We start from the raw sequence: 21,575 nt of genomic DNA on the forward strand, positions 1-21,575 counted from the left end.
GTTGGGGGTTCGCGGGCTTAGTTAGATTGCGTCGGTATCGGTTTCGCCGGTACGGATGCGAATCGCCTGTTCCAGGTTTACAACGAAAATCTTGCCGTCACCGATCTTGCCAGTGTTGGCTGCCTTGGTAATGGCTTCGATGACGCGATCCAACTGATCATCAGCGATGGCCACGTCAATCTTTACCTTGGGTAGAAAATCGACCACGTATTCAGCGCCGCGGTACAACTCGGTGTGACCTTTTTGCCGACCGAAGCCTTTGACTTCGGTAACGGTGATGCCCTGCACGCCGATTTCCGACAGTGACTCACGGACGTCGTCCAGCTTGAACGGCTTGATGATGGCAGTGACTAGCTTCATGAAACTTTCTCCCGTGTAAGGTGGACTTGCCCCAGGAATTACGAACCCGGTTCAAGTCTAAGCGCTGTGTCTGGCTTTTGTAATGTATCGCTAGCCCCAGGGGACAACAGCGATACCCACCAACCGCTCCCGACGAAACACTTCCCGCTTCGCCTAACGCACCGGAACTGCATCGGTGCATTCATCACAGTCGACTAAGCAGAAAGCTTGCCATTTCATATAAAAACTATTTATTTCAAATAGTTAGAATAGAAACCCAGTAGCAGGCGTGGCCCCGACAGGCGAGCAGTGCTCGATAACGGTGCATGCACGCAACCACCTATGCGCAAAAAGTGTGCAGCACTGACCGCGGCGGGCCAAAGCCAGGCTGCGTGCTACACTGCTCCGTCTGTTCTTGGAACCCTGCCATGTTGCCGCCCAAAGCCCTGCTCGATGCACTCAGCGCCCACGCCTCGCGCCTGTTCAACGGTGAAACGCCGCTACCCCGCAGTGAATTCGAAGCCCAGTTCAAAGCCTTGCTGCAGAGCGGTTTCAGCAAGCTCGATCTGGTCAGCCGGGAAGAGTTCGACAGCCAGATGGCGGTCCTCGCCCGCACCCGTGCCCGCCTTGAAGCACTGGAAGCCAAGGTTGTCGAACTCGAGGCACGCACCGAGCAAGCCGCTACGCCGCCGACCGAGTAATCCGCTCGAACGGCTGACGATCAAGGAGTGATCGATGTCCCTGGCCATAGTCCACAGCCGCGCCCAAGTCGGCGTCGAAGCGCCCGCCGTAACCGTCGAGGCGCACCTGGCCAATGGCTTGCCGTCGCTGGCGCTGGTCGGCCTGCCCGAGACCGCGGTCAAGGAAAGCAAAGACCGGGTGCGCAGCGCCATCCTCAACTCCGCCTTCGACTTCCCGCCGCGCCGCATCACCCTGAACCTGGCCCCAGCCGACTTGCCCAAGGACGGCGGCCGCTTCGACCTGGCGATTGCCTTGGGGATTCTCGCCGCCAGCGGCCAGGTGCCAAGCACCGCCCTGGAGCAAATCGAGTGCCTGGGTGAATTGGCCTTATCCGGCGCCGTGCGCCCAGTGCGGGGCGTACTGCCCGCCGCCCTGGCGGCCCGCGCCGCCGGACGCTCCCTGGTGGTGCCGAAAGCCAACGCCGAGGAAGCCAGCCTGGCCTCCGGGCTGGTGGTGATCGCCGTGGACCACTTGCTCGAACTGGCCGCGCACCTCAATGGCCAAGCGCCAATCGCGCCCTATCAGTCTCTCGGCTTGCTGCACCGCAGCCTGCCCTATCCCGACCTGGCCGAAGTGCAGGGGCAAGTCGCCGCCAAGCGCGCCCTGCTGGTCGCCGCAGCCGGCTCGCACAACCTGCTGTTGACCGGCCCACCGGGCACCGGCAAGACCCTGCTGGCCAGCCGCCTGCCCGGCCTGCTGCCGCCACTGAACGAGCAGGAGGCCCTGGAAGTCGCCGCCATCCATTCGGTGGCCAGCCACACCCCACTGGACGCCTGGCCCCAGCGGCCCTTTCGCAACCCCCATCACAGCGCCTCCGGCCCGGCCTTGGTCGGCGGCGGCAGCCGTCCGCAACCCGGCGAAATCACCCTGGCCCATCAGGGCGTGTTGTTTCTGGATGAACTGCCCGAGTTCGACCGCAAGGTGTTGGAGGTGCTGCGCGAACCCCTGGAAAGCGGACAGATCGTCATCGCCCGGGCCCGTGACAAGGTGCGTTTCCCGGCGCGCTTCCAGCTGGTCGCGGCAATGAATCCCTGCCCCTGCGGCTTTCTCGGCGATCCCAGCGGCCGCTGTCGCTGCAGCACCGAACAGATCCAGCGCTACCGCGGCAAACTGTCTGGACCCTTACTCGACCGCATCGACCTGCATGTCACGGTGGCGCGGGAAACCACCGCCCTGCATGTCCCCCCCAGCGACGGTGCCGACACGGCTACCGGTGCCGCCCTGGTGGCGCGCGCTCGGCAACGGCAAATACTGCGCCAGGGCGTGGCCAATGCCTTCCTCGACCTGCCCGGCCTGCGCCAGCACTGCAGCCTGCACGCCGCCGATCAGGGCTGGCTGGAAAGCGCCTGCGAACGCCTTGGCCTATCGTTACGCGCCGCGCACCGGGTGCTCAAGGTGGCACGTACCCTGGCCGACCTCGAACAGGTCGAACAGATCGCCCGCAGCCATCTGGCTGAGGCGCTGCAATACCGCGGTCATCCGCAGAGCTGACGCGGTCAAGCCCGCCGCTGCACCTGCGGTAACTGCATCGCCGCCACTTCGCCGACCAGATAATCGCGCAAACGCTGGTAGCGCTCCTGACCGCGCCGCGCCTTGGGCCAGACCAGGTAATAGCTGCAGCCGCTGGGCACCGCGCAGGGCCAGGGCAGGCCGAGGCGGCCCTGGGCGACGTCCTCGGCAACCATCACCAGATCGCCGATCGACACGCCGTAGCCGCGCGCGGCGGCGACCATGCCCAACTCCAGGGTGTCGAACACCTGGCCGCCCTTGAGCGGCACCTGCTCGGCCAGGCCCATGGCCTGCAGCCACTGCCGCCAATCGCGGCGATCCGGGGTGGGATGCAGCAGTTCGGCGCCCTGTAGCCGCGCCAGATCCCAGGGGCCGTCCGCGGCCGCCTCGGGCGCGCAGACCGGGATCAGCCACTCGTCGAACAACAACACGCTGCCCCACTCCTCGGTAAAAACGCCGTTGCTCAGCAACACCGCACAGTCGAACGGCTCATGCAGGAAGTCGACCTTGTCCACGTCCATCCAGGCACTGGTCAGCTGCACCTCGATATCGCTGTTTTGCAAACGAAAGCGCGACAAGCGCGCCAGCAGCCAGCGCATGGTCAGGGTCGAGGGCGCCTTCAGGCGCAGGATCGCATCGTCGGCGCGCAGGGTGGTGCAGGCACGCTCCAGGGCATCGAAACCTTCACGCAGGCCGGGCAGCAGCATGCGCGCCGGCTCAGTCAACTGCAGGCTGCGCCCGCGGCGCTCGAACAGGCGGCAGGCGAAGTGCTCTTCGAGGGTACGCACATGCCGGCTCACCGCACTCTGGGTGATCGCCAACTCCTCGGCGGCGCGGGTGAAGGAGCTATGCCGGGCCGCCGCCTCGAAGGCGCGCAAGGCGTACAGCGGCGCTAGACGCCGGCTTTTATCCATGAGTATTAATCATGCCTGACATGGTTATTTTCCTTTTGTGCGAGCGCTGAAGACTCCCGAGAATAGCGCCATTCTCCGCTCGCCCGGACAACCCGGGCAAGCCCTCTTACTGAGCTTGACTCATCATGCCGCACGCCCTTCGCAACGAACTCAGCGCCATTCTGCGCCTGGCCGGCCCACTGATCGCCGCCCAGCTGGCGCACGTGCTCATGGTCTTTACCGACACCGTAATGATGGGCTGGCTCGGCCCGGCGGCACTGGCCGGTGGCGGCCTGGGCGCGGCCAGCTATGCCTGCGTGTCGATCTTCTGCGTCGGGGTGATCGCCGCGGTCGGCAATTTGGTGGCTATCCGTCATGGCGCCGGCGATGCCGCGGGTGTCACGCGCCTGACCCAGAACGGCCTGTGGCTGGGCTGGGGCCTGGCCTTGCTGGCCGGGGTAGCCCTGTGGCATCTGCAACCGGCGCTGCTAGGGCTCGGCCAGTTGCCGGAAAACGTCACGGGGGCCATGCAATTTCTCACCACCCTGGTGTTCGCCCTGCCTGGCTATATGACCTTTATGGCGCTGCGCGGGTTTACCAGCGCGATCGGCCTCCCCGGCCCGGTGATGGCCATCAGCATTGGCGGCGCGCTGGCCAACTTCGTCCTCAACTACGCACTGATCAAGGGCTGGTTCGGCCTGCCACATCTGGGCCTGGCCGGCATCGGCCTGGTTACCGCACTGGTGATGAATGCCATGGCCCTGTTGCTGGCCTGGCATGTCCTGCGCCACCGCGCTTATGCCGCCTACCCGCTGTGGCGCGGCCTGCTGCGCCCGACCTGGCGCGAGCTGCAAGAGCTGCTGCGCCTGGGCCTGCCGATTGGCGGCACCTATGCCGTGGAAGCAGGGCTGTTCGCCTTCGCCGCACTGTGCATGGGCGCCCTCGGCAGCCTGCAACTCGCCGCGCATCAGATTGCGATCATGTCGGTGTATGTGGCCTTCATGGTGCCGGTGGGGCTGTCCTACGCAGTGACCTTCCGCATCGGCCAGCACTTCGGCGCCGGCCGCCTGCTCGAAGCACGCCGCGCCGGACGCCTGGGCATCGGCATCGGCGCCGTGTGCATGCTCGGCTTCGCCGCACTGTTCTGGCTGGCGCCGCAGTGGGTGGTGGGCTTGTTTCTCGACCGCCGCGACCCGGCCTATGCCGAGGTGACGGCCCTGGCTGTAGGTCTACTGGCGATTGCCGCCTGGTTCGAGTTCTTCGACGGTATCCAGACCATCGCCATGGGCGCGATTCGCGGCCTCAAGGACGCCAAGACCACCTTCTTGGTCGGCCTCGGTTGCTACTGGCTGATCGGCGCACCACTGGCCTGGACCCTGGCCTTCCCGCTCGGTTGGGGGGCGCAAGGCGTGTGGTGGGGCCTGGCCAGTGGCCTGGCGTGCGCGGCCATCGGCCTGAGCCTGGGCTTCGAGTGGAAGACCGCACGCCTGCTGCGGCCGGCGCACGCCGCTAAACAGACGTGTTTGGCGTAAGCGGTCTTTTGTAGCCCGGATGAAATCCGGGGCATCGGTGGCGTCCATAAGATCGACCCCGGATTGCATCCGGGCTACCAGAGCGCGAAGCCATGCCCGACTCCGCGCTAGGGATTGAGCAGCCCTAACAACGGTTGCCGCATACCAAACACCAGGAAGCGCGCCAGCTCGTTCAACGGGATCGCCTTGCTGATCAGATAGCCCTGCACCTGGTCGCAACCAAACTCGCGCAACAGGGCCAGTTGCTCGGCGTTTTCCACGCCTTCGCCGACCACCTGCAGATTGAGGTTATGGCCCAGATTGATCATCGCCCGCACCAACTGGCGACTCTCCGCGCGTTCGTGCATGTCGCCGACGAAGCTCTTGTCGATTTTCAACAGGGCTATTGGCAGGCTGCTGAGGTGGACGAAGGAGGAAAAACCAGTACCGAAGTCGTCCAGGGAAAAACGCACACCCAGGCGCCCGAGCGCCAGCATGGTCTGCTGCACCTGATCACTGCGGCGCATCACCGCGGTCTCGGTCAACTCGAACTCCAGCCAGCGCGCATCGACTCCGCGCTCGGCGATCAAGCGGCTAAGGGTCGGCAACAGCTGACTGTCCTGAAACTGGCGGAACGACAGGTTGACCGCCATATGCAGAGCAGGCAGGCCGCGTCCGCGCAGCCATTGCATATCGCGCAGGGCACGGGAAATCACCCAGTAGCCGAGCGGCACTATCAGTCCGCTTTCTTCGGCCAGCGGCACGAATTCGTTTGGCGCCAGCAGGCCGCGCTCGCGGTGGTGCCAGCGCACTAGCGCTTCCAGACCAACAATGCGGCCCGTCTGCACACACAGGCGCGGCTGATAATGCAGTTCGAGTTCGTCGCGACGCAGCGCCCGGCGTAGCTCACTTTCCAACTCGGCCTGACTACGCGTGCCGCGACCGGTCTGTTCGTCGAAGATGTGGAAGGTACAGCCTGGCTGGCTCTTGGCTTGCCGCATGGCGATATGCGCATGCCACATCAGCGAGTCGGCGCCACCACCGGCGCGCACGTAGGCCAAGCCAATGCTGCAACCAATCAACAGACTCTCACCGTCGACCCAGTAAGGCTCGGCCAGGGCTTCGGTAATGCGCTCGACCAGGCGCGGCGCACGCTGCGGATCGCTGCGCACATCGAGCAGCAGGGCAAACTCGTCACTGCCCAGCCGGGCGACCTGATCCCCTGCCTGCAACTGCGCCTTGAGTCGCGTCACCACTTGTCGGATCAAGTGATCGCCGGCCTGGTGGCCGAGGGCATCGTTGGCATGCCGGAAATTGTCCAGATCGAGGTGCGCGAGTGCCAGGCCGCGGCCCTGGCATTCGGCCAGACGGGCAGCAAGCAGCGTCTGGAAGCCCTGTCGATTGGCGATACCGGTCAACGCATCCTGCTCGGCCAGGCGCTGCAGGGTTTCTTGCAGACGCCCCTGCTCGCGCACATAGCGCAAACAGCGACGCAGTACATCGACCGTCAGCTGGTCACGCACCAACCAGTCGCAGACCCCCGTTGGCGCCTCGGCGGGTTCCGCGTCAAGCAGCAAGATGACCGGTAGAGGGCAGAGCCCGGCGGCTGGCCGGCGCGCCTCGGTGGTCAGCAACAGGCCATTGATCGGGGTATCGAACAGACTGCTGGCCGCCGCCCACGAGGGCGCGGTAATCAGCGGGAAGATACTGCCTAAAGCGCCTAGCCGCTCACGCAATAGCTCGGGCCATTCTGGCGTTTCAGCCAGCAGAACCAACCGCAAAGGTTCGTCGAGCGCGGACAAGCAACCTCCCCAGGCCTCAAAGATAGTCGGCGGCATACCGCCCTGTTGCAGCGTAATCGGCGTCTAATCAAGTACATCCGAGTACTACTGTGGTGCATCCTGGCTTAAAGACAAAAAACCGACAAGCGGCGTCAGAGTACTGGATTACACGAAATAACCAAGCCCGGCTTACTGCCAGGACGTGTTCCATCGCACAACGCCAGAGGATTCAGGCACAAATCTCAGGGCCTGCTAAAATGCGCGCCCATTCCCCGCGACGATCGATGCAATGTCCCGACTGAACCCCCGGCAGCAGGAAGCCGTGAACTACGTCGGCGGCCCTCTTTTGGTGCTCGCCGGTGCTGGTTCCGGCAAGACCAGCGTGATCACACGCAAGATCGCCCACCTGGTGCAGAACTGCGGCATCCAGGCGCGGCATATCGTCGCCATGACCTTCACCAATAAGGCCGCGCGGGAGATGAAGGAACGCGTCGGCAGCCTGCTCAAAGGTCCCGCGGCGCGCGGCCTGACGGTCTCGACCTTCCACAACCTGGGGATGAACATCATCCGCAAGGAATACGCGGCGCTGGGCTACAAGCCGGGCTTCTCGATCTTCGACGAGGGCGATATCAAGGCGCTGCTCAGCGACATCATGCAGAAGGAATACTCCGGCGATGATGGCGCCGACGAGATCAAGAACTACATCGGCAGCTGGAAGAACGAACTGATCATGCCCGACCAGGCCTTGGCCGAGGCGCGCAACCCCAAGGAGCAGACCGCCGCCATCGTCTACCTGCATTACCAGCGCACGCTCAAGGCCTATAACGCGGTGGACTTCGACGACCTGATCCTGATGCCGGTGAAGCTGTTCCAGGAGCACCCCGAGATCCTGGAAAAGTGGCAGAACCGCATCCGCTACCTGCTGGTCGACGAATACCAGGACACCAACGCCAGCCAGTACCTGCTGGTGAAGCTGCTGGTGGGCATGCGCAATCAGCTCACCGTGGTCGGCGACGACGACCAGTCGATCTACGCCTGGCGTGGCGCACGGCCGGAAAACCTGATGCTGCTGAAAGAGGACTACCCGTCGCTGAAGGTGGTGATGCTGGAGCAGAACTACCGCTCCACCAGCCGCATCCTCAAGTGCGCCAACGTGCTGATCGCCAACAACCCCCACGCCTTCGAGAAACAGCTGTGGAGCGAGATGGGCATGGGCGACGAGATCCGGGTGATCCGCTGCAAGAACGAGGACGCCGAATGCGAGCGGGTAGCCCTGGAAATCCTCACCGAGCACCTGCGCACCGAGCGGCCCTACAGCGACTACGCCATCCTCTATCGCGGCAACTACCAGGCCAAGCTGATGGAGCTGAAGCTGCAGCACCACCAGATTCCCTACCGTCTGAGCGGTGGCACCAGCTTCTTCGCCCGTCAGGAGGTCAAGGACCTGATGAGCTACTTCCGCTTGCTGGTCAACCCGGACGACGACAACGCCTTCCTGCGGGTGATCAACGTGCCGCGCCGCGAGATCGGCTCCACCACCCTGGAAAAGCTCGGCAACTACGCCACCGGGCGCAAGATCAGCATGTACGCCGCCGCCAGCGAAATGGGCCTGGGCGAAACCCTGGACGCACGCTTTAGCGAACGCCTGGCACGCTTCACCAAGTGGATGGACCGGGTGCGCCAGGAGTGCGCGCAGAACGACCCGATCGCGGCGATCCGCAGCATGGTGATGGACATCGACTACGAGAACTGGCTACGCCAGAACGCGTCCAGCGACAAGGTCGCCGACGCGCGCATGGGCAACGTCTGGTTCCTCGTCGAGGCGCTGAAGAACACCCTGGAGCGCGACGAAGACGGCGACATGACCATCGAGGACGCCATCGGCAAGCTGGTGTTGCGCGACATGCTGGAACGCCAGCAGGAGGACGAGGAAGGCGCCGAGGGCGTGCAGATGATGACCCTGCACGCCTCCAAGGGCCTGGAGTACCCCTCGGTGTACATCCTCGGCGTGGAGGAGGAAATCCTCCCGCACCGCTCCAGTATCGAGGCCGACACCGTCGAGGAAGAGCGCCGCCTGGCCTACGTCGGCATCACCCGCGCCAAGCGTAACCTGACCATGACCTTCGCCGCCAAGCGCAAGCAATACGGCGAAATCATCGACTGCTCGCCAAGCCGTTTTCTCGATGAACTGCCGCCCGAGGATCTGGCCTGGGAAGGCCTGGAAGACGCGCCCCCAGAGGTCAAGGCCGCCACCGGCAACTCGGCGCTGGCCAACATGCGCGCCATGCTGAAAAAATAACCCGCCGTAGACCACGAGAGCCCACCCCATGCAAGCACTGAAGCAGAAGATTATTGACGAAGGCCTGGTGCTCTCCGACCAGGTACTCAAGGTCGACGCCTTTCTCAACCATCAGATCGATCCCGCCCTGATGCAGCAGATCGGCCACGAATTCGCCCGGCGCTTCGCCGGTCTGGGCATCAGCAAGATCGTCACCATCGAGGCCTCGGGCATCGCCCCGGCGATCATGGCCGGCCTGGAACTGGGCGTGCCGGTGATCTTCGCCCGCAAGTACCAGTCGCTGACGCTCAAGGACGAGCTCTATACCGCCAAGGTGTTCTCTTTCACCAAGCAGACCGAGAGCACCATCGCCATCTCCGCCAAGCACCTGACCAGCGCCGACCATGTGCTGCTGATCGACGACTTCCTGGCCAACGGCCATGCGGCCAAGGCCCTGATCGACCTGATCCAGCAGGCTGGCGCCAGCATCGCCGGGGTCGGCGTGGTGATCGAGAAGTCCTTCCAGGCCGGCCGCGCCGAACTCGACGCTCAGGGTTTCCGGGTCGAGTCATTGGCGCGCATCAGCTCGCTGAAAGACGGCCAGGTCAGCTTTCTCGACTAGTCGCCCGCAGGCCCGCCAGCAGCAGGCGCCGATACAGGGCCTCGCGCAACCCCTGCGGCCGGGCCAAGCCCATTCGCGTCAGCTGTGGCATGAAGGCGGCGGCCGGCGGCGCCGTCAGCACGGCCTTGCCCAGCGCCACCACCGCACCCAGCCGGGCTCGGGGCTTGAGCCAGTTCAGCGCGCGCAGCAGGTCGCGCTCCTCGCCGGTGAAGTCGCAGCCCAACGGATACTCGCCGAATAGCGGCGAATGCCGCGCCTGTACCGCCTGCAGGCGCTGCGGGCGATTGTCGGCGAAGCGCGGCTCGAGGCGAAAATCCTGGGATAGCTTGCCCGCCTGCTGCGCCTCGGCGATCAGCCCGGGCTGAAAGCGCGAATCACTGATCGCCAGCAGCGCCGCTATCACCTCGGCGTCGGTCTTGCCGCGCAGGTCGGCGACGCCGTACTCGGTCACCACTATGTCGCGCAGGTGGCGGGGAATGGTGACATGGCCGTAGCGCCAGACGATGTTCGAACTGATTCGCCCCGCGGCCTCGCGCCAACTGCGCAGCATCAGAATCGAGCGAGCGCCCTCCAGCGCATGAGCCTGGGCGACGAAGTCGTATTGCCCGCCAACGCCGCTGAGCACGCGCCCGTCCTCCAGCTGATCGGCCACCCCGGCGCCCAGCAGGGTCATGCAGAACACCGAGTTGACGAAGCGCGCATCGCGGCGCTGCAGGCGCTTGAGTGGCTCGTCGCCATAGAGCTCATTGATAAAGTGGATCCCGCACATGGCGAAAGGCGCGAGTTGCTCCGGCGCCATTGCGCGCAGGCGTCGATAGAAGTCTGCTGGGCCGAGAAAGAAGCCGCCATGCAGCACCGCCCCGCCGACTGCCGGGCGCAGGTAATCGCGCAGCGCAGCCTGGGTCTGCCGGTGGCTCAACTCGCTCGGCAGCTGCCGGCCATCGGGCAGTTGCAGATAATCGCCGAGCACCTGCAGCGCCGGGTCCAACAGACCGACAGCCTGCAACCAGGCCAGGGTTTGCCCATCCAGCCGGCTCGGCACGCCGGCGTCGAGCAGGAGCTGCACGCTGCGCGGCCGTCCCTCGCCGTCCAGCGCGCCGGCAACGGCCAACTGCTGCACGCGCAAGTCGGGGTACACCCGCCGGCGCACTATTCCGGCCTCGGCCAGCGCCAACAATCCGTTGCCGAACATTTCGCTGCAACCATACAGGCCGTCGACAAAGGGTTGCAGCTCGTCGCTCGGGCCCGGCGCCGCTACCTGCAACTCCGCCAGCAGCGCACGGTAGCCGCGGTTGTCGCGCTGTCGGGCCAACAGCGCCGCACTCACCGCGTCGCCCATCGCACCGATGCCGATTTGCAGGGTGCCACCGTCCCGCACCAGGCTGCTGGCATGCAGACCGATGCAGTGATCCTGCACGCTGATCGGCATGTTCGGCGTGGAAAACAGGGTGCTGCGCTCCACCTCCTGCAGCTGCAGGTCGAAGCTGTCGCGCGTCACCTGTGCGGCGCCCGCCATATAGGGCAACGCCTCATGCACCTGGGCCAGACAGAGAATGGTTTCCCCGGCCAGGCGCCGCTTGGCCAGCAGCGGTAGCAGATCCAGGGTGATATCCGGGTTGCAGCTGAGACTGAAGTAGTCGGGCCTCTGCGGATCGCAGGCGACCAACTGGGCAATCAGATTCACCCCCTTATCGTTGAGATCGCGGGCCACATGGCTGTAATTGCAGCTGATGTAGTCCTGCTGCGCCGGCGGGCTGTTCAGCAGGCTGCCCGCTTGCAGGTAGAACTGCTCGATATGCACATTGGCGGGCAGGCGGTCGGCGTGCAGGTCGGCGAGAAAGTCCAGTTCGGGATAGTCGCCGTAAATGCGCTCGACGAAAGGTTCGAGAAAACGCCGCTGCAGATCGTGCGACGCGCTCGGCCGACCCAGGCACAAGGCGGTGTAGATCGTCAGTTGGCGCTGCGGCAACTGCTTGATCCGCGCGTACAAGGCATTGACCCAGCGGTTCGGCTTGCCCAACCCCAAGGGCAGGCCCAGACGAATCGGTCCCTGGATGTCCTGCACGACACGCTCTACGGCTTGCTCGATGGAACATAACTGCGGCATCTGGCGACTCCCGACTGCATCCGTGAGAGATTCAGTTTGGACCCTGCCACAGGCTTTGCATGGCAACAGTGCGGCGCCACAACGCAAAAAGCCGCCCGAAGGCGGCTTTTATCGCTGCACTGGATGCTTACAGGCCGGACATCGTCTCGATGGCGGCGCGCAATTCGTCATCCGAGCAGTCGCTGCAGGTGCCTTTCGGCGGCATCGCGTTGAGGCCCGCGATCGCGTTCGCCAGCAAGCCATCGACACCATTGCTCGCGCGAGCCTGCCAGGCTGCGGTGTCACCGGTCTTCGGTGCATCGAGTACGCCAGAGGTATGGCAAGCGCCACAGTGCTTGGCAATCACCTCGTCGCCAGTACGCGCAGCGCCACCAGCAGCGGCGGCCACGGTCTCGATGCCCTTGCATTCTTCGCCCATGATGCAGACTTCACCGACCGGCTTCAGACGTTCGGCGATGGCCTCATCGGTCGTGGCCTGAGCAGTCACGGCCCAGATTGCCAAGACGGCAGCCGGCGCTACCAGCATTTTCTTAATCAGATTCACGGTACACCCTCATCGTGGCTAGTCACGCCCGCGGCCACGGTTTCGCGAGCGGGCGACAGTATAACGGGAAGCCTGTCAGGCTGAAACAACCCAGATTGTCGCAGGGTTATTGGCGCCACCCTGCCGCTTAGAAATTCGCCGGCGTAGTGGCACTGATCAGCCGTGCCGGGTGCTCGAACGGGTTGCGGAAGCGGTGCGGCTTGGTGCTCTCGAAGTAGTAACTGTCGCCCGGCTCGAGAATGAACACCTGCTCACCGACGGTCAGTTCGATGCGCCCTTCCACCAGCACGCCGGTTTCCTCGCCTTCATGGGTGTACATATCGTCGCCGGTATCGGAACCAACCGGATAGGTTTCGTCGAGCAGGGTAATCGCCCGGTTCGGGTGGGTCTTGCCCACCAGCTTCATGCTGATCGCACCACTGTGGATATCCGTGAGCTCGGCTGCCCGGTACACCACCTGGGCCTGGTTGTCCTGCTCCCCATCCTGGGAGAAGAACTCCACCAGCGACATGGGGATACCCGCCAACACCTTTTTCAGCGAACTGATCGAGGGGCTCACGCTGTTCTTCTCGATCATCGAAATGGTGCTGTTGGTGACGCCTGCCCGCTTAGCGAGTTCACGCTGGGAAAGGCCTTTGAGTTTGCGAATGGATTGCAGTCGAATACCGACGTCCAATGCTGGAGCCCCCTCGGGAAGATACGGAAAAGTGTCCGTATCATGGCAACAGCGTTCAGTATTTACAACAGCCTGATTGCAAATTCTGCCCAGTAGCGCCTCAGCCCTCGGAGTAGAGCAGTGGCACCCGGCGCAGGTTGCAGAAAAGCTGGTAGGGAATGGTGCCGGCGCAAGCCGCCACGTCGCTGGCGAGGACATGCTTGCCCCACAACTCGACCCGACTGCCGAGGCCTGCGCCGGGCACATCACTGAGATCGACGCAGAGCATGTCCATCGAGACCCGGCCGATCAGCCGGCTCGGCAGGCCATCGACCAGCACCGGCGTACCGCTCGGCGCATGCCGCGGGTAGCCGTCGGCATAGCCCATGGCGACCACGCCAACGCGGGTCGGCCGCTCGGTGACGAAACGTGCACCGTAGCCGACCGGTTCGTCGGCCGGCAGTTCGCGCACGCTGATGATCTTCGATTCCAGGGTCATGACCGGCTGCAGCTGGGCGGCCACTGCCTGCGCCTGCTCGAATGGCGTGGCCCCGTAGAGCATGATGCCGGGACGCACCCAGTCGCTCGGCATCTGCGGCCAGCCGAGCACGGCCGGCGAGTTGCACAGGCTGATCTCGGCGACTATGCCCTGGCGCGCCTGCTCGAACACCGCCAGTTGCTCGGTGCTGCGCGGGCAATCCAGCTCGTCGGCACGGGCGAAGTGGCTCATCAGTACAATCTTCGCCACCTTGCCGCTAGCCAGCAGGCGGCGATAGGCCGCCTGGTAGTCGGCCGGATGCAGGCCGACGCGGTGCATGCCCGAGTCCATCTTCAGCCACACCGTCAGCGGCTTGCGCACGGACGAACGCTCGATGGCCTCCAGCTGCCACAGCGAATGCACCACGCACCAGAAGCCATGTTGCTCGATCAGCGCCAACTCGTCCGCTTCGAAGAAACCCTCCAGCAACAGGATCGGCTCATGAATACCGGCTTCGCGCAGTTGCAGGGCCTCTTCGATGCAGGCCACGGCAAAGCCATCGGCCTGCCCCTGCAGAGCCTGCGCGCAATGCACCGCGCCATGCCCATAGGCATCGGCCTTGACCACCGCGAGCGCCTTGGCGCCCGACACATCACGGGCCAGTTGATAGTTGTGACGCAGGGCTTGCAGATCGATCAGGGCACGGGCTGGACGCATGGTTTCCACACTTCAAACGGTTGGCGGGATTGACTGGGTAACCCAGCCCATGAACGACTTCGTCGTACGTAGCTGCGTGAGCGCACGCTAACGAACGAATTAAAAAGCCCGGAGTGACAGCCGGGCAAAACCACCAAAATTGGCCTACAGAGGCTCAGACGGCAGCCACCACCATCATCTCGACCAGCACCTCGGGGTGTACATCGCCGCCTCGACGCAGATGCGACCCGGCGCGGCGCCTGGCGCGACCCAGGCGTCATAGACCTGGTTGAGACCGGCGTAGTCGCGCGCCATGTCCTTGAGGTAGATGGTTACCGAGAGCAGGCGCGTCTTGTCGCTGCCGGCCTCGGCCAGCATCGCATCGATGTTGGCCAGGGTCTCGCGGGTCTGCTGCGCGATGTCGCCGCGGTAATCATCCGCCAACTGCCCGGCCAGGTAGACCGTGCCGTTGTGGATGTTGATTTCGCTGTAACGGGTTTCAGTGCGCAGGCGCTGGATTGGCATGTTTCGAGCTCTCCGGGGAACGGCTGTAACGGAAGATATCCAGGCCTTCGGTGCTGATCTGCGGGCGCTTGCTGGCCATCAGGTCGGCGAGGAAACGACCGGAGCCGCAGGCCATGGTCCAGCCCAGTGTGCCGTGACCGGTATTCAGGAACAGATTGCTGAAACCGGTGGCGCCGACGATCGGTGTGCCATCCGGAGTCGCCGGGCGCAGGCCGGTCCAGAACTCCGCCTGCTTGAGATCGCCACCTTGCGGGTAGAGGTCGGCGGTGATCATTTCCAGGGTCGCGCGACGGCGCGGATTGAGGCTCAGGTCGAAGCCGGCGATCTCGGCCATGCCGCCGACGCGGATACGATTGTCGAAGCGGGTGATGGCGACCTTGTAGGTCTCATCGAGGATGGTCGAGGCCGGCGCCATGTCGCCATTGCTGATCGGCACGGTCAGCGAATAGCCCTTGAGCGGGTAGATCGGCGCGCGAATGCCCAGCGGCTTGAGCAGTTGCGGGCTGTAGCTGCCGAGGGCCAGCACGTAGCGATCGGCGGTTTCCAGCTTGCCATTGATCCATACGCCATTGATCCGGTCGCCGGCAAAATCCAGGCGCTCGATGGTCTGGCCAAAGCGGAATTCGACGCCCAGTTGCTTGGCCATTTCGGCCAGCTTGGTGGTAAACATCTCACAATCGCCGGTCTGATCGTTGGGCAGGCGCAGGGCGCCGGCCAGCTTGTGCTTGACCCCGGCCAGGGCCGGTTCGACCCGGGCGATGCCTTCACGGTCGAGCAGCTCGAAGGGCACGCCGGACTGCTTGAGCACGGCGATGTCCTTGGCCGCGTTGTCGACCTGGGCCTGGGTGCGGAATAGCTGGGTGGTGCCCAGGCGGCGGTCTTCGTAACCGATGCCGGTCTCGGCGCGCAGTTCGTCGAGGCAGTCGCGACTGTACTCGGACAAGCGCACCATGCGCTCCTTGTTCACCGCGTAGCGGCTGGCGGTGCAGTTGCGCAGCATCTGCGCCATCCACAGGTATTGGTCGATATCGGCAGTGGCCTTGATCGCCAGCGGTGCGTGCTTCTGCAGCAGCCACTTGATGGCTTTCAGCGGCACGCCAGGGGCGGCCCAGGGCGAGGCGTAACCGGGGGAGACCTGGCCGGCGTTGGCGAAGCTGGTTTCCAGGGCAGGGCCGTCCTGACGGTCGACCACCACCACCTCGAAGCCTTGGCGAGCCAAGTAGTACGCACTAGCCACACCCACCACACCGCTACCCAGCACCAGAACCCGCATCGTCATCTCCTCGCCGCGACTATGCGCTGGCGTTTTTTGTTTTGAGCATTGATGGGCGCAGTATATTGAGCACTAGCCAGTGCCTTTCACTATATATATAACTATATTTGGCGAGAATTCTTGGCAAAATCCACTTAAACGGAGGGGCATCCCCCATGCGCACCCAGCATCAGAGCCGTCGCGAACTGGACAAGATCGACCGCAATATCCTGCGTTTCCTGCAGGAGGACGGGCGTATCTCTTTCACCGAGCTGGGTGAACGAGTTGGCTTATCGACTACGCCGTGCACCGAGCGAGTCCGCCGCCTGGAACGCGAAGGCATCATCATGGGCTACCACGCCCGCCTCAATCCGCAGTACCTCAAGGCCAGCCTGCTGGTGTTCGTCGAGATCAGCCTGGACTACAAGTCCGGCGATACCTTCGAGGAGTTCCGCCGCGCCGTGCTCAAGCTGCCGCATGTGCTGGAGTGCCACCTGGTCTCCGGCGACTTCGACTACCTGGTGAAAGCGCGGATCAACGAGATGGCCAGCTACCGCAAGCTGCTCGGCGACATCCTGCTCAAGCTGCCGCATGTGCGCGAGTCGAAGAGCTATATCGTCATGGAAGAGGTCAAGGAATCGCTGGCGTTACCGATTGCGGAATAGCTCGCAAGGTATGCCGCGCACCCTACACCAGCACCTGGCGGGTGCTGGCGATCAGGTGGTGCACCTGCTGTTCGACCTGCGCCTCGATTGGCGTCTCCGGCCCTCGCCCATGCGGACAGGGCAGGCTTTTGCTCGTGCCGAACAGGCGACAGATCAACGGCCGCTGGTCGTAGACCTCGCAGCCCTGCGGGCCGAGGTGCACGCAATCCAGTTCAGCCAACGCGGCGTCATGCGCGGCGTCGCTTTTCACCGGCAGACGGGCCATTTCCTCGGACGAGGCGGTGACCGGCCCACAACAGTCGTGACAGCCGGGCACGCAGGCGAAACTGGGAATCTGCAAACGCAACTGGTCAATCTTGCGGCTGGTACAACTCATCGGTAGTGTCCTGGGGAAATCCCGCGCATCTTAACCCCGCCTGCGGCTATTCGCGGCAGATCACCCGGATTAACCGACGGAAAACTGCTTTTTTGCACCGTCCCACTTGGCGGCAAGCAAAGTCCGCGCTTATCCTGCGTAAAAATTTCCAAACACCACAATCAGGATTTCACACATGAACGCCCGCGTTCACCAACCGGTCCACAACACCCAGCACGCCGCCTCCTACTACGCCGCCAGCGTCAACCGGCAACTGGCCTACCCGCCGCTGCACGGGGAGCTCAGCGCCGACGTGTGCATTGTCGGCGGCGGTTTTTCCGGGCTGAACACCGCCATCGAACTGGCGCAGAAAGGCTTCTCGGTGGTGCTGCTGGAGGCGCACAAGATCGGCTGGGGCGCCAGCGGGCGCAACGGCGGCCAGCTGATTCGCGGGGTTGGCCATGACGTCGGGCAGTTCGAATCGGTAATCGGCGCAGAGGGTGTGCGCGAACTCAAGCTGATGGGCCTGGAGGCGGTGGAGATCGTCCGCCGCCGGGTCGCGCAGTTCAATATCGACTGCGACCTGACCTGGGGCTATTGCGACCTGGCGAACAAGCCCGCTCATCTCGACGGCTTCGCCGCCGACCTGGCGGAGCTGAAAAGCCTCGGCTATCGCCATGAACTGCGCCTGTTACAGCCGGAGCAGATGCATGAGGTGGTCGGCTCAAACCGCTACGTCGGCGGCATGATCGACATGGGTTCCGGCCACCTGCACCCGCTCAACCTGGCGCTGGGCGAAGCCGCTGCCGCGCAAGCGCTGGGCGTGCAGCTGTTCGAAGACTCCACCGTCACGCGCATCGACTACGGCACGCAGGTCAAGGTGCACACCGCCCAAGGCGTGGTGCGCGCAGCCAATCTGGTGCTCGGCTGCAACGCCTACCTGGGCGCGCTGAACCCCACTCTGGGCGGCAAGGTGCTGCCGGCCGGTAGCTACGTGATCGCCACCGAGCCGCTGTCCGAGGCCGAAGCCCACGCGATCATTCCGCAGAACATGGCACTCTGTGACCAGCGTGTGGCCCTCGACTACTATCGCCTGTCCGCCGATCGACGCCTGCTGTTCGGGGGAGCCTGCCATTACTCCGGACGCGACCCGGCGGACATCGCCGGCTACATGCGGCCGAAAATGCTGGCCGTCTTTCCCCACCTGCAGGACGTGCAGATCGACTACCAGTGGGGCGGGATGATCGGCATCGGCGCCAACCGCCTGCCGCAGATCGGTCGGCTCAACAATCAGCCCAACGTCTACTATGCCCAGGCTTACTCCGGCCACGGGGTCAACGCCACCCACCTGGCCGGCAAACTGCTGGCCGAGGCCATCGCCGGCCAAGCCAGCCACGGCTTCGACCTGTTCGCCCAGGTGCCGCACATGACCTTCCCCGGCGGCCAGCACCTGCGTTCGCCGTTGCTGGCTCTGGGCATGCTCTGGCACCGCCTCAAGGAACTGATCTGAGCTGATCCAGCGGCCGGCTGTTCAGAGTGTCCAGAACGGTCGCAACGCCTCGTTAAGCGCCTGCTCGCGAGTAATGCCGATGTCCTTGAGTTGCGCGGCATTCAGCTCGAGCAACGCTCGGCGGGTGATCAACCGCCGCCAGAATGCCTGCCAGCGCGTCGCGCCTGGCGCGCTGCCCCACCGGCGGCTGTCTGCCAGCTGCGGCCGGCCGTCACTCGACAATTCCTGCTGACGCAACGCCAACCGTACATCACTGAGCCCATTCATCTCGTTCTCCTGCCCGAAAGCGCATTGGAGCTCATGATGAACGCCGGACAAAAAGCAGGACAGATGCAAAAATATCTTATTAAATACATACAGATTAGGTTTAAAAGCCTCTGAATCGTCGATTCATGCGCAATCTGTACTGTTTATTCAGTTAGCGACAAAATATCAGGGCAACTGTCATGACCCTCTACGTCAACCTGGCCGAGCAGCTCGGCGCGCGCATCGAGCAAGGCCTGTACCGTCCAGGCGACCGCCTGCCCTCGGTGCGCGCCCTCAGCCTTGAGCACGGCGTCAGCCTGAGCACGGTGCAACAGGCCTATCGCCACCTGGAAGACCGGGGCCTGGCCACACCGCGGCCGAAGTCCGGCTATTTCGTCCCACTGGCGCGCGAAAAACCGGCGCTGCCGATGGTCAGCCGTACGGCGCAACGGCCGGTAGACGTATCACAATGGGATCAGGTACTCGAGCTGATCAGCCTGTCGCCCAGCCGCAGCGATATGCTCCAACTGGGCCGTGGCCGCCCGGATGTCAGCAGCCCGACGCTCAAACCCCTGCTGCGCTCGCTTTCCCGCCTGGGCCGCAGACAGGACCTGAACAGCCTCACCTACGGCTGCATTTATGGTGACCAGGGCCTGCGCGAGCAGGTCTCGCGACTGATGCTCGATTCCGGCTGCCAGATTCCCTATCAGGACATCGTGATCACCACGGGTTGCCACGAAGCGTTATCCGCAGCGATCCGCGCGACCTGCCAACCCGGCGACATAGTCGCGGTGGACTCGCCGAGTTTCCACGGCGTCATGCAGGCGTTGAAAGGGTTCGGCATGAAGGCCCTGGAGTTGCCCACCGACCCGCTCACCGGGATCAGCCTGGAAGCCCTGGAGCTAGCTCTCGAACAATGGCCGATCAAAGCCATACAGTTGACGCCGACCTGCAACAACCCGCTCGGTTACATCATGCCGGACGCCAACAAACGTGCCCTGCTCGCCCTGGCGCAACGCTACGACGTGGCAATCATCGAGGACGACGTCTACGGTGAGCTGACCTACAGCTACCCGCGCCCGCGCACCATCAAGTCCTATGACGAAGACGGCCGCGTGCTGCTCTGCAGCTCTTTTTCCAAGACCTTGGCGCCCGGCCTGCGCATCGGCTGGATCGCCCCCGGGCGCTACCTGGATCGCGTGCTGCACATGAAATACATGGGCACCGGCAGCACCGCGCAGCTGCCGCAACTGGCCCTGGCGGAATACATCGAGGCCGGCCACTACGAGCCGCACTTGCGGCGCATGCGCAGCCAGTACGCCCGCGGCCTGGAGCAGATGGTCGACTGGGTCAGTCGTTATTTTCCGTCCGGCACGCGGGTCAGCCGGCCCCAGGGTAGCTTCATGCTCTGGGTCGAGCTGGACCCGGGATTCGACAGCCAACGGCTGAACCGCGAACTGCAACCGCACAGGGTACAAATCGCCCCGGGCAGCATCTTTTCCGCCGCCGGCAAATACCGCAACTGCCTGCGCCTGAACTACGCGGCCAAGCCCAGTACGGAAATCGAACAAGCGGTGCGCCGGGTCGGCCAGAGCGTCGCCGAGCTACTGGCGGAGCTGGGCTAGTCGCTGCGCGCCGGCGCAGCCACACCAAACTGGTCATCAGCGCCCTGACCGCGCCAGGCCAGCACCACGAACACGGCGGCGCCCAACGCCATCAACAGCGGCAGCGCGTGACCGCTGACCCACTGACCACCCGCGCCGGTGGCCAGCGGACCGATCAGGCAACCGATGCCCCAGAGTTGCGCCACGTGGGCATTGGCGCGTACCAGCTCATCGTCACGGTAACGTTCGCCGATCAGGATCAGCGACAGGGTGAACAGCCCGCCGGCGCTGGCGCCGAACAGCACCAGCAGCGGCCAGATCAGCGACGTGTGCAGCAACCATGGAATCGCCAGACTGGCGCACAGCAGAATCACCCCGCACCCGCGGAACAGGGTGCGCCGCGACATGCGGTCCGCCAGCAGACCGATCGGCAGTTGCAGGGCGGCGTCGCCGACCACCACCACGCTGACCATGAACAGCGCCACCTCCTGGCTGAAACCCTGACGCAGGCCGTAGATTGGCAACAGCGTCAGCATCATGGCCTCGAACGCGGCGAACAGCATCACCGCCCAGGCGATGGCCGGCAGCTTGCGGCAGAATGCCGGCAGGCCACGCCCCGAGGCACTATAGCCGTCCACCCGAGGGGCACCCGTGCGCCCCAGCAGGATCAACGAACCGCCGATCAGCAGGCCAACGCCCGCCCAGAAGCCCAGGTCGGTGCTGGTGCCCAACGCGCTCAGCAGCAGCGGTCCACACAGTTGACTCAACGCATAGCCGGTGCCGTACAGGGCGACCAACCGGCCGCGCCACTTCTCCACGGCCAGTTGGTTGATCCAGCTTTCGCCGAGGATGAACACCACGGTCAGCGCCATGCCGATCAGCAGGCGCAACAGCAGCCACACCGCATAGCTCTGCATCAGCGCCAGCAGCCCCACGGACAGGGCGCCGACCAGCAGGCACAGCTGCATCAGCCGAGTGGTACCGAAGTACGCCGCCAACCGGCCAGCCAGGGACGCGCCGAGCAAGATACCCACCGCCGGAGTCGCCGCCATCACGCCGATGGCGAAGGTGTCGTAGCCCCAACTCTCCAGGCGTAGCGACACCAGCGGCATGGTCACCCCGAGGGCCAGCCCGATGCTGATGACCGCCGAACAGACCGCGAAATAGGTACCCCAACGCATTGCCAGACTCCTTTATGTCGTGGCCATTCAAAACAAAACGGCCGGGTTTCCCAAGGAAACCCGGCCGCAGGTTTGGCTCATGA

Annotated in this window: 19 protein-coding genes and 1 pseudogene; 8 read left to right on the plus strand and 12 right to left on the minus strand. The window is 64.2% G+C overall.

Annotated features, from left to right (window positions below):
* Positions 1-21 precede the first annotated feature (21 nt).
* The gene (gene glnK, locus B2D37_RS17230; RefSeq protein ID WP_003096476.1) at positions 22-360 is read right to left on the minus strand and encodes a P-II family nitrogen regulator; all 339 of its coding nucleotides are present in this window, start codon (positions 358-360) and stop codon (positions 22-24) included.
* Between the two features lie 407 nt (positions 361-767).
* Here glnK and B2D37_RS17235 point away from each other — a divergent pair, with 407 nt between their 5' ends.
* Positions 768-1,040, plus strand: a complete 273-nt coding sequence (locus B2D37_RS17235; RefSeq protein WP_079203837.1) for an accessory factor UbiK family protein — start codon at positions 768-770, stop codon at positions 1,038-1,040.
* A 34-nt stretch (positions 1,041-1,074) separates the two neighbouring features.
* Positions 1,075-2,571: a YifB family Mg chelatase-like AAA ATPase gene (locus B2D37_RS17240; RefSeq protein ID WP_079203838.1), complete on the plus strand. Its 1,497-nt coding sequence runs from the start codon at positions 1,075-1,077 to the stop codon at positions 2,569-2,571.
* A 5-nt stretch (positions 2,572-2,576) separates the two neighbouring features.
* Here the strand turns inward: B2D37_RS17240 and B2D37_RS17245 are convergent, their stop codons facing one another.
* Positions 2,577-3,503: a LysR substrate-binding domain-containing protein gene (locus tag B2D37_RS17245; protein ID WP_079203839.1), complete on the minus strand. Its 927-nt coding sequence runs from the start codon at positions 3,501-3,503 to the stop codon at positions 2,577-2,579.
* Between the two features lie 125 nt (positions 3,504-3,628).
* On the opposite strand from B2D37_RS17245, the gene B2D37_RS17250 reads away from it, so the two are divergent.
* Positions 3,629-5,014, plus strand: a complete 1,386-nt coding sequence (locus tag B2D37_RS17250) for a NorM family multidrug efflux MATE transporter (RefSeq protein ID WP_079203840.1) — start codon at positions 3,629-3,631, stop codon at positions 5,012-5,014.
* A gap of 107 nt (positions 5,015-5,121) precedes the next feature.
* Here B2D37_RS17250 and B2D37_RS17255 read toward each other — a convergent pair whose 3' ends face one another.
* Positions 5,122-6,795: a bifunctional diguanylate cyclase/phosphodiesterase gene (locus B2D37_RS17255; protein ID WP_079205016.1), complete on the minus strand. Its 1,674-nt coding sequence runs from the start codon at positions 6,793-6,795 to the stop codon at positions 5,122-5,124.
* A gap of 268 nt (positions 6,796-7,063) precedes the next feature.
* Here B2D37_RS17255 and rep point away from each other — a divergent pair, with 268 nt between their 5' ends.
* Positions 7,064-9,073 carry a DNA helicase Rep gene (rep, locus tag B2D37_RS17260; protein WP_079203841.1) on the plus strand — a complete coding sequence of 670 codons (2,010 nt, stop codon included), beginning with the start codon at positions 7,064-7,066 and terminating at the stop codon, positions 9,071-9,073.
* 28 nt (positions 9,074-9,101) lie between these two features.
* Positions 9,102-9,674, plus strand: a complete 573-nt coding sequence (locus B2D37_RS17265; RefSeq protein WP_079203842.1) for a xanthine phosphoribosyltransferase — start codon at positions 9,102-9,104, stop codon at positions 9,672-9,674.
* On the opposite strand, the gene B2D37_RS17270 is transcribed toward B2D37_RS17265, so the two are convergent.
* From B2D37_RS17270 to dadA, 6 genes and pseudogenes are all read right to left on the minus strand, one after another.
* Complete coding sequence (locus B2D37_RS17270; RefSeq protein WP_079203843.1) at positions 9,658-11,781, minus strand: acetyl-CoA hydrolase/transferase C-terminal domain-containing protein; 2,124 nt, start codon at positions 11,779-11,781, stop codon at positions 9,658-9,660. The two genes, B2D37_RS17265 and B2D37_RS17270, sit on opposite strands and share 17 nt — an antisense overlap.
* A 127-nt stretch (positions 11,782-11,908) precedes the next feature.
* On the minus strand, positions 11,909-12,325 hold the full coding sequence (locus B2D37_RS17275; RefSeq protein WP_079203844.1) for a cytochrome c5 family protein: 417 nt from the start codon (positions 12,323-12,325) through the stop codon (positions 11,909-11,911).
* A 127-nt stretch (positions 12,326-12,452) separates the two neighbouring features.
* Positions 12,453-13,001: a cupin domain-containing protein gene (locus B2D37_RS17280; RefSeq protein WP_079203845.1), complete on the minus strand. Its 549-nt coding sequence runs from the start codon at positions 12,999-13,001 to the stop codon at positions 12,453-12,455.
* Positions 13,002-13,101: 100 nt separating this feature from the next.
* On the minus strand, positions 13,102-14,175 hold the full coding sequence (gene alr, locus B2D37_RS17285) for an alanine racemase (protein WP_079203846.1): 1,074 nt from the start codon (positions 14,173-14,175) through the stop codon (positions 13,102-13,104).
* 154 nt (positions 14,176-14,329) lie between these two features.
* A pseudogene (locus B2D37_RS17290) lies at positions 14,330-14,679 on the minus strand (RidA family protein).
* Positions 14,654-15,952 carry a D-amino acid dehydrogenase gene (gene dadA / locus B2D37_RS17295; protein WP_079203847.1) on the minus strand — a complete coding sequence of 433 codons (1,299 nt, stop codon included), beginning with the start codon at positions 15,950-15,952 and terminating at the stop codon, positions 14,654-14,656. Before dadA ends, B2D37_RS17290 begins: the two are co-directional and overlap by 26 nt.
* A gap of 155 nt (positions 15,953-16,107) precedes the next feature.
* Here dadA and B2D37_RS17300 point away from each other — a divergent pair, with 155 nt between their 5' ends.
* The gene (locus B2D37_RS17300; RefSeq protein ID WP_079203848.1) at positions 16,108-16,596 is read left to right on the plus strand and encodes an Lrp/AsnC ligand binding domain-containing protein; all 489 of its coding nucleotides are present in this window, start codon (positions 16,108-16,110) and stop codon (positions 16,594-16,596) included.
* A gap of 22 nt (positions 16,597-16,618) precedes the next feature.
* On the opposite strand, the gene B2D37_RS17305 is transcribed toward B2D37_RS17300, so the two are convergent.
* Entirely contained in the window at positions 16,619-16,972 is a 354-nt protein-coding gene (locus B2D37_RS17305; protein ID WP_079203849.1) for a YkgJ family cysteine cluster protein, read from the minus strand.
* A 175-nt stretch (positions 16,973-17,147) separates the two neighbouring features.
* Between B2D37_RS17305 and B2D37_RS17310 the strand changes: the two genes are divergently transcribed.
* Positions 17,148-18,461 carry an FAD-binding oxidoreductase gene (locus B2D37_RS17310; protein ID WP_079203850.1) on the plus strand — a complete coding sequence of 438 codons (1,314 nt, stop codon included), beginning with the start codon at positions 17,148-17,150 and terminating at the stop codon, positions 18,459-18,461.
* Between the two features lie 21 nt (positions 18,462-18,482).
* On the opposite strand, the gene B2D37_RS17315 is transcribed toward B2D37_RS17310, so the two are convergent.
* Positions 18,483-18,728, minus strand: a complete 246-nt coding sequence (locus B2D37_RS17315) for a DUF1127 domain-containing protein (protein ID WP_079203851.1) — start codon at positions 18,726-18,728, stop codon at positions 18,483-18,485.
* A gap of 179 nt (positions 18,729-18,907) precedes the next feature.
* Between B2D37_RS17315 and B2D37_RS17320 the strand changes: the two genes are divergently transcribed.
* Positions 18,908-20,332: a PLP-dependent aminotransferase family protein gene (locus B2D37_RS17320; RefSeq protein ID WP_079203852.1), complete on the plus strand. Its 1,425-nt coding sequence runs from the start codon at positions 18,908-18,910 to the stop codon at positions 20,330-20,332.
* Here B2D37_RS17320 and B2D37_RS17325 read toward each other — a convergent pair.
* Complete coding sequence (locus B2D37_RS17325; RefSeq protein ID WP_079203853.1) at positions 20,329-21,492, minus strand: MFS transporter; 1,164 nt, start codon at positions 21,490-21,492, stop codon at positions 20,329-20,331. The genes B2D37_RS17320 and B2D37_RS17325 overlap by 4 nt on opposite strands.
* Positions 21,493-21,575: the final 83 nt, after the last annotated feature.

Source organism: Pseudomonas sp. CC6-YY-74 (assembly GCF_002025205.1).
Lineage (GTDB): Bacteria > Pseudomonadota > Gammaproteobacteria > Pseudomonadales > Pseudomonadaceae > Aquipseudomonas > Aquipseudomonas paeninsulae.

Coding starts and splice junctions, on each gene's coding strand:
- B2D37_RS17305 (WP_079203849.1), bottom strand. CDS start 16,972: ATGAGTTGTACCAGCCGCAAGATTGACCAGTTGCGTTTGCAGATTCCC.
- B2D37_RS17245 (WP_079203839.1), bottom strand. CDS start 3,503: ATGGATAAAAGCCGGCGTCTAGCGCCGCTGTACGCCTTGCGCGCCTTC.
- B2D37_RS17325 (WP_079203853.1), bottom strand. CDS start 21,492: ATGCGTTGGGGTACCTATTTCGCGGTCTGTTCGGCGGTCATCAGCATC.
- B2D37_RS17320 (WP_079203852.1), top strand. CDS start 18,908: ATGACCCTCTACGTCAACCTGGCCGAGCAGCTCGGCGCGCGCATCGAG.
- B2D37_RS17235 (WP_079203837.1), top strand. CDS start 768: ATGTTGCCGCCCAAAGCCCTGCTCGATGCACTCAGCGCCCACGCCTCG.
- rep (WP_079203841.1), top strand. CDS start 7,064: ATGTCCCGACTGAACCCCCGGCAGCAGGAAGCCGTGAACTACGTCGGC.
- B2D37_RS17265 (WP_079203842.1), top strand. CDS start 9,102: ATGCAAGCACTGAAGCAGAAGATTATTGACGAAGGCCTGGTGCTCTCC.
- dadA (WP_079203847.1), bottom strand. CDS start 15,952: ATGCGGGTTCTGGTGCTGGGTAGCGGTGTGGTGGGTGTGGCTAGTGCG.
- B2D37_RS17270 (WP_079203843.1), bottom strand. CDS start 11,781: ATGCCGCAGTTATGTTCCATCGAGCAAGCCGTAGAGCGTGTCGTGCAG.
- alr (WP_079203846.1), bottom strand. CDS start 14,175: ATGCGTCCAGCCCGTGCCCTGATCGATCTGCAAGCCCTGCGTCACAAC.
- glnK (WP_003096476.1), bottom strand. CDS start 360: ATGAAGCTAGTCACTGCCATCATCAAGCCGTTCAAGCTGGACGACGTC.
- B2D37_RS17310 (WP_079203850.1), top strand. CDS start 17,148: ATGAACGCCCGCGTTCACCAACCGGTCCACAACACCCAGCACGCCGCC.
- B2D37_RS17250 (WP_079203840.1), top strand. CDS start 3,629: ATGCCGCACGCCCTTCGCAACGAACTCAGCGCCATTCTGCGCCTGGCC.
- B2D37_RS17300 (WP_079203848.1), top strand. CDS start 16,108: ATGCGCACCCAGCATCAGAGCCGTCGCGAACTGGACAAGATCGACCGC.
- B2D37_RS17315 (WP_079203851.1), bottom strand. CDS start 18,728: ATGAATGGGCTCAGTGATGTACGGTTGGCGTTGCGTCAGCAGGAATTG.
- B2D37_RS17240 (WP_079203838.1), top strand. CDS start 1,075: ATGTCCCTGGCCATAGTCCACAGCCGCGCCCAAGTCGGCGTCGAAGCG.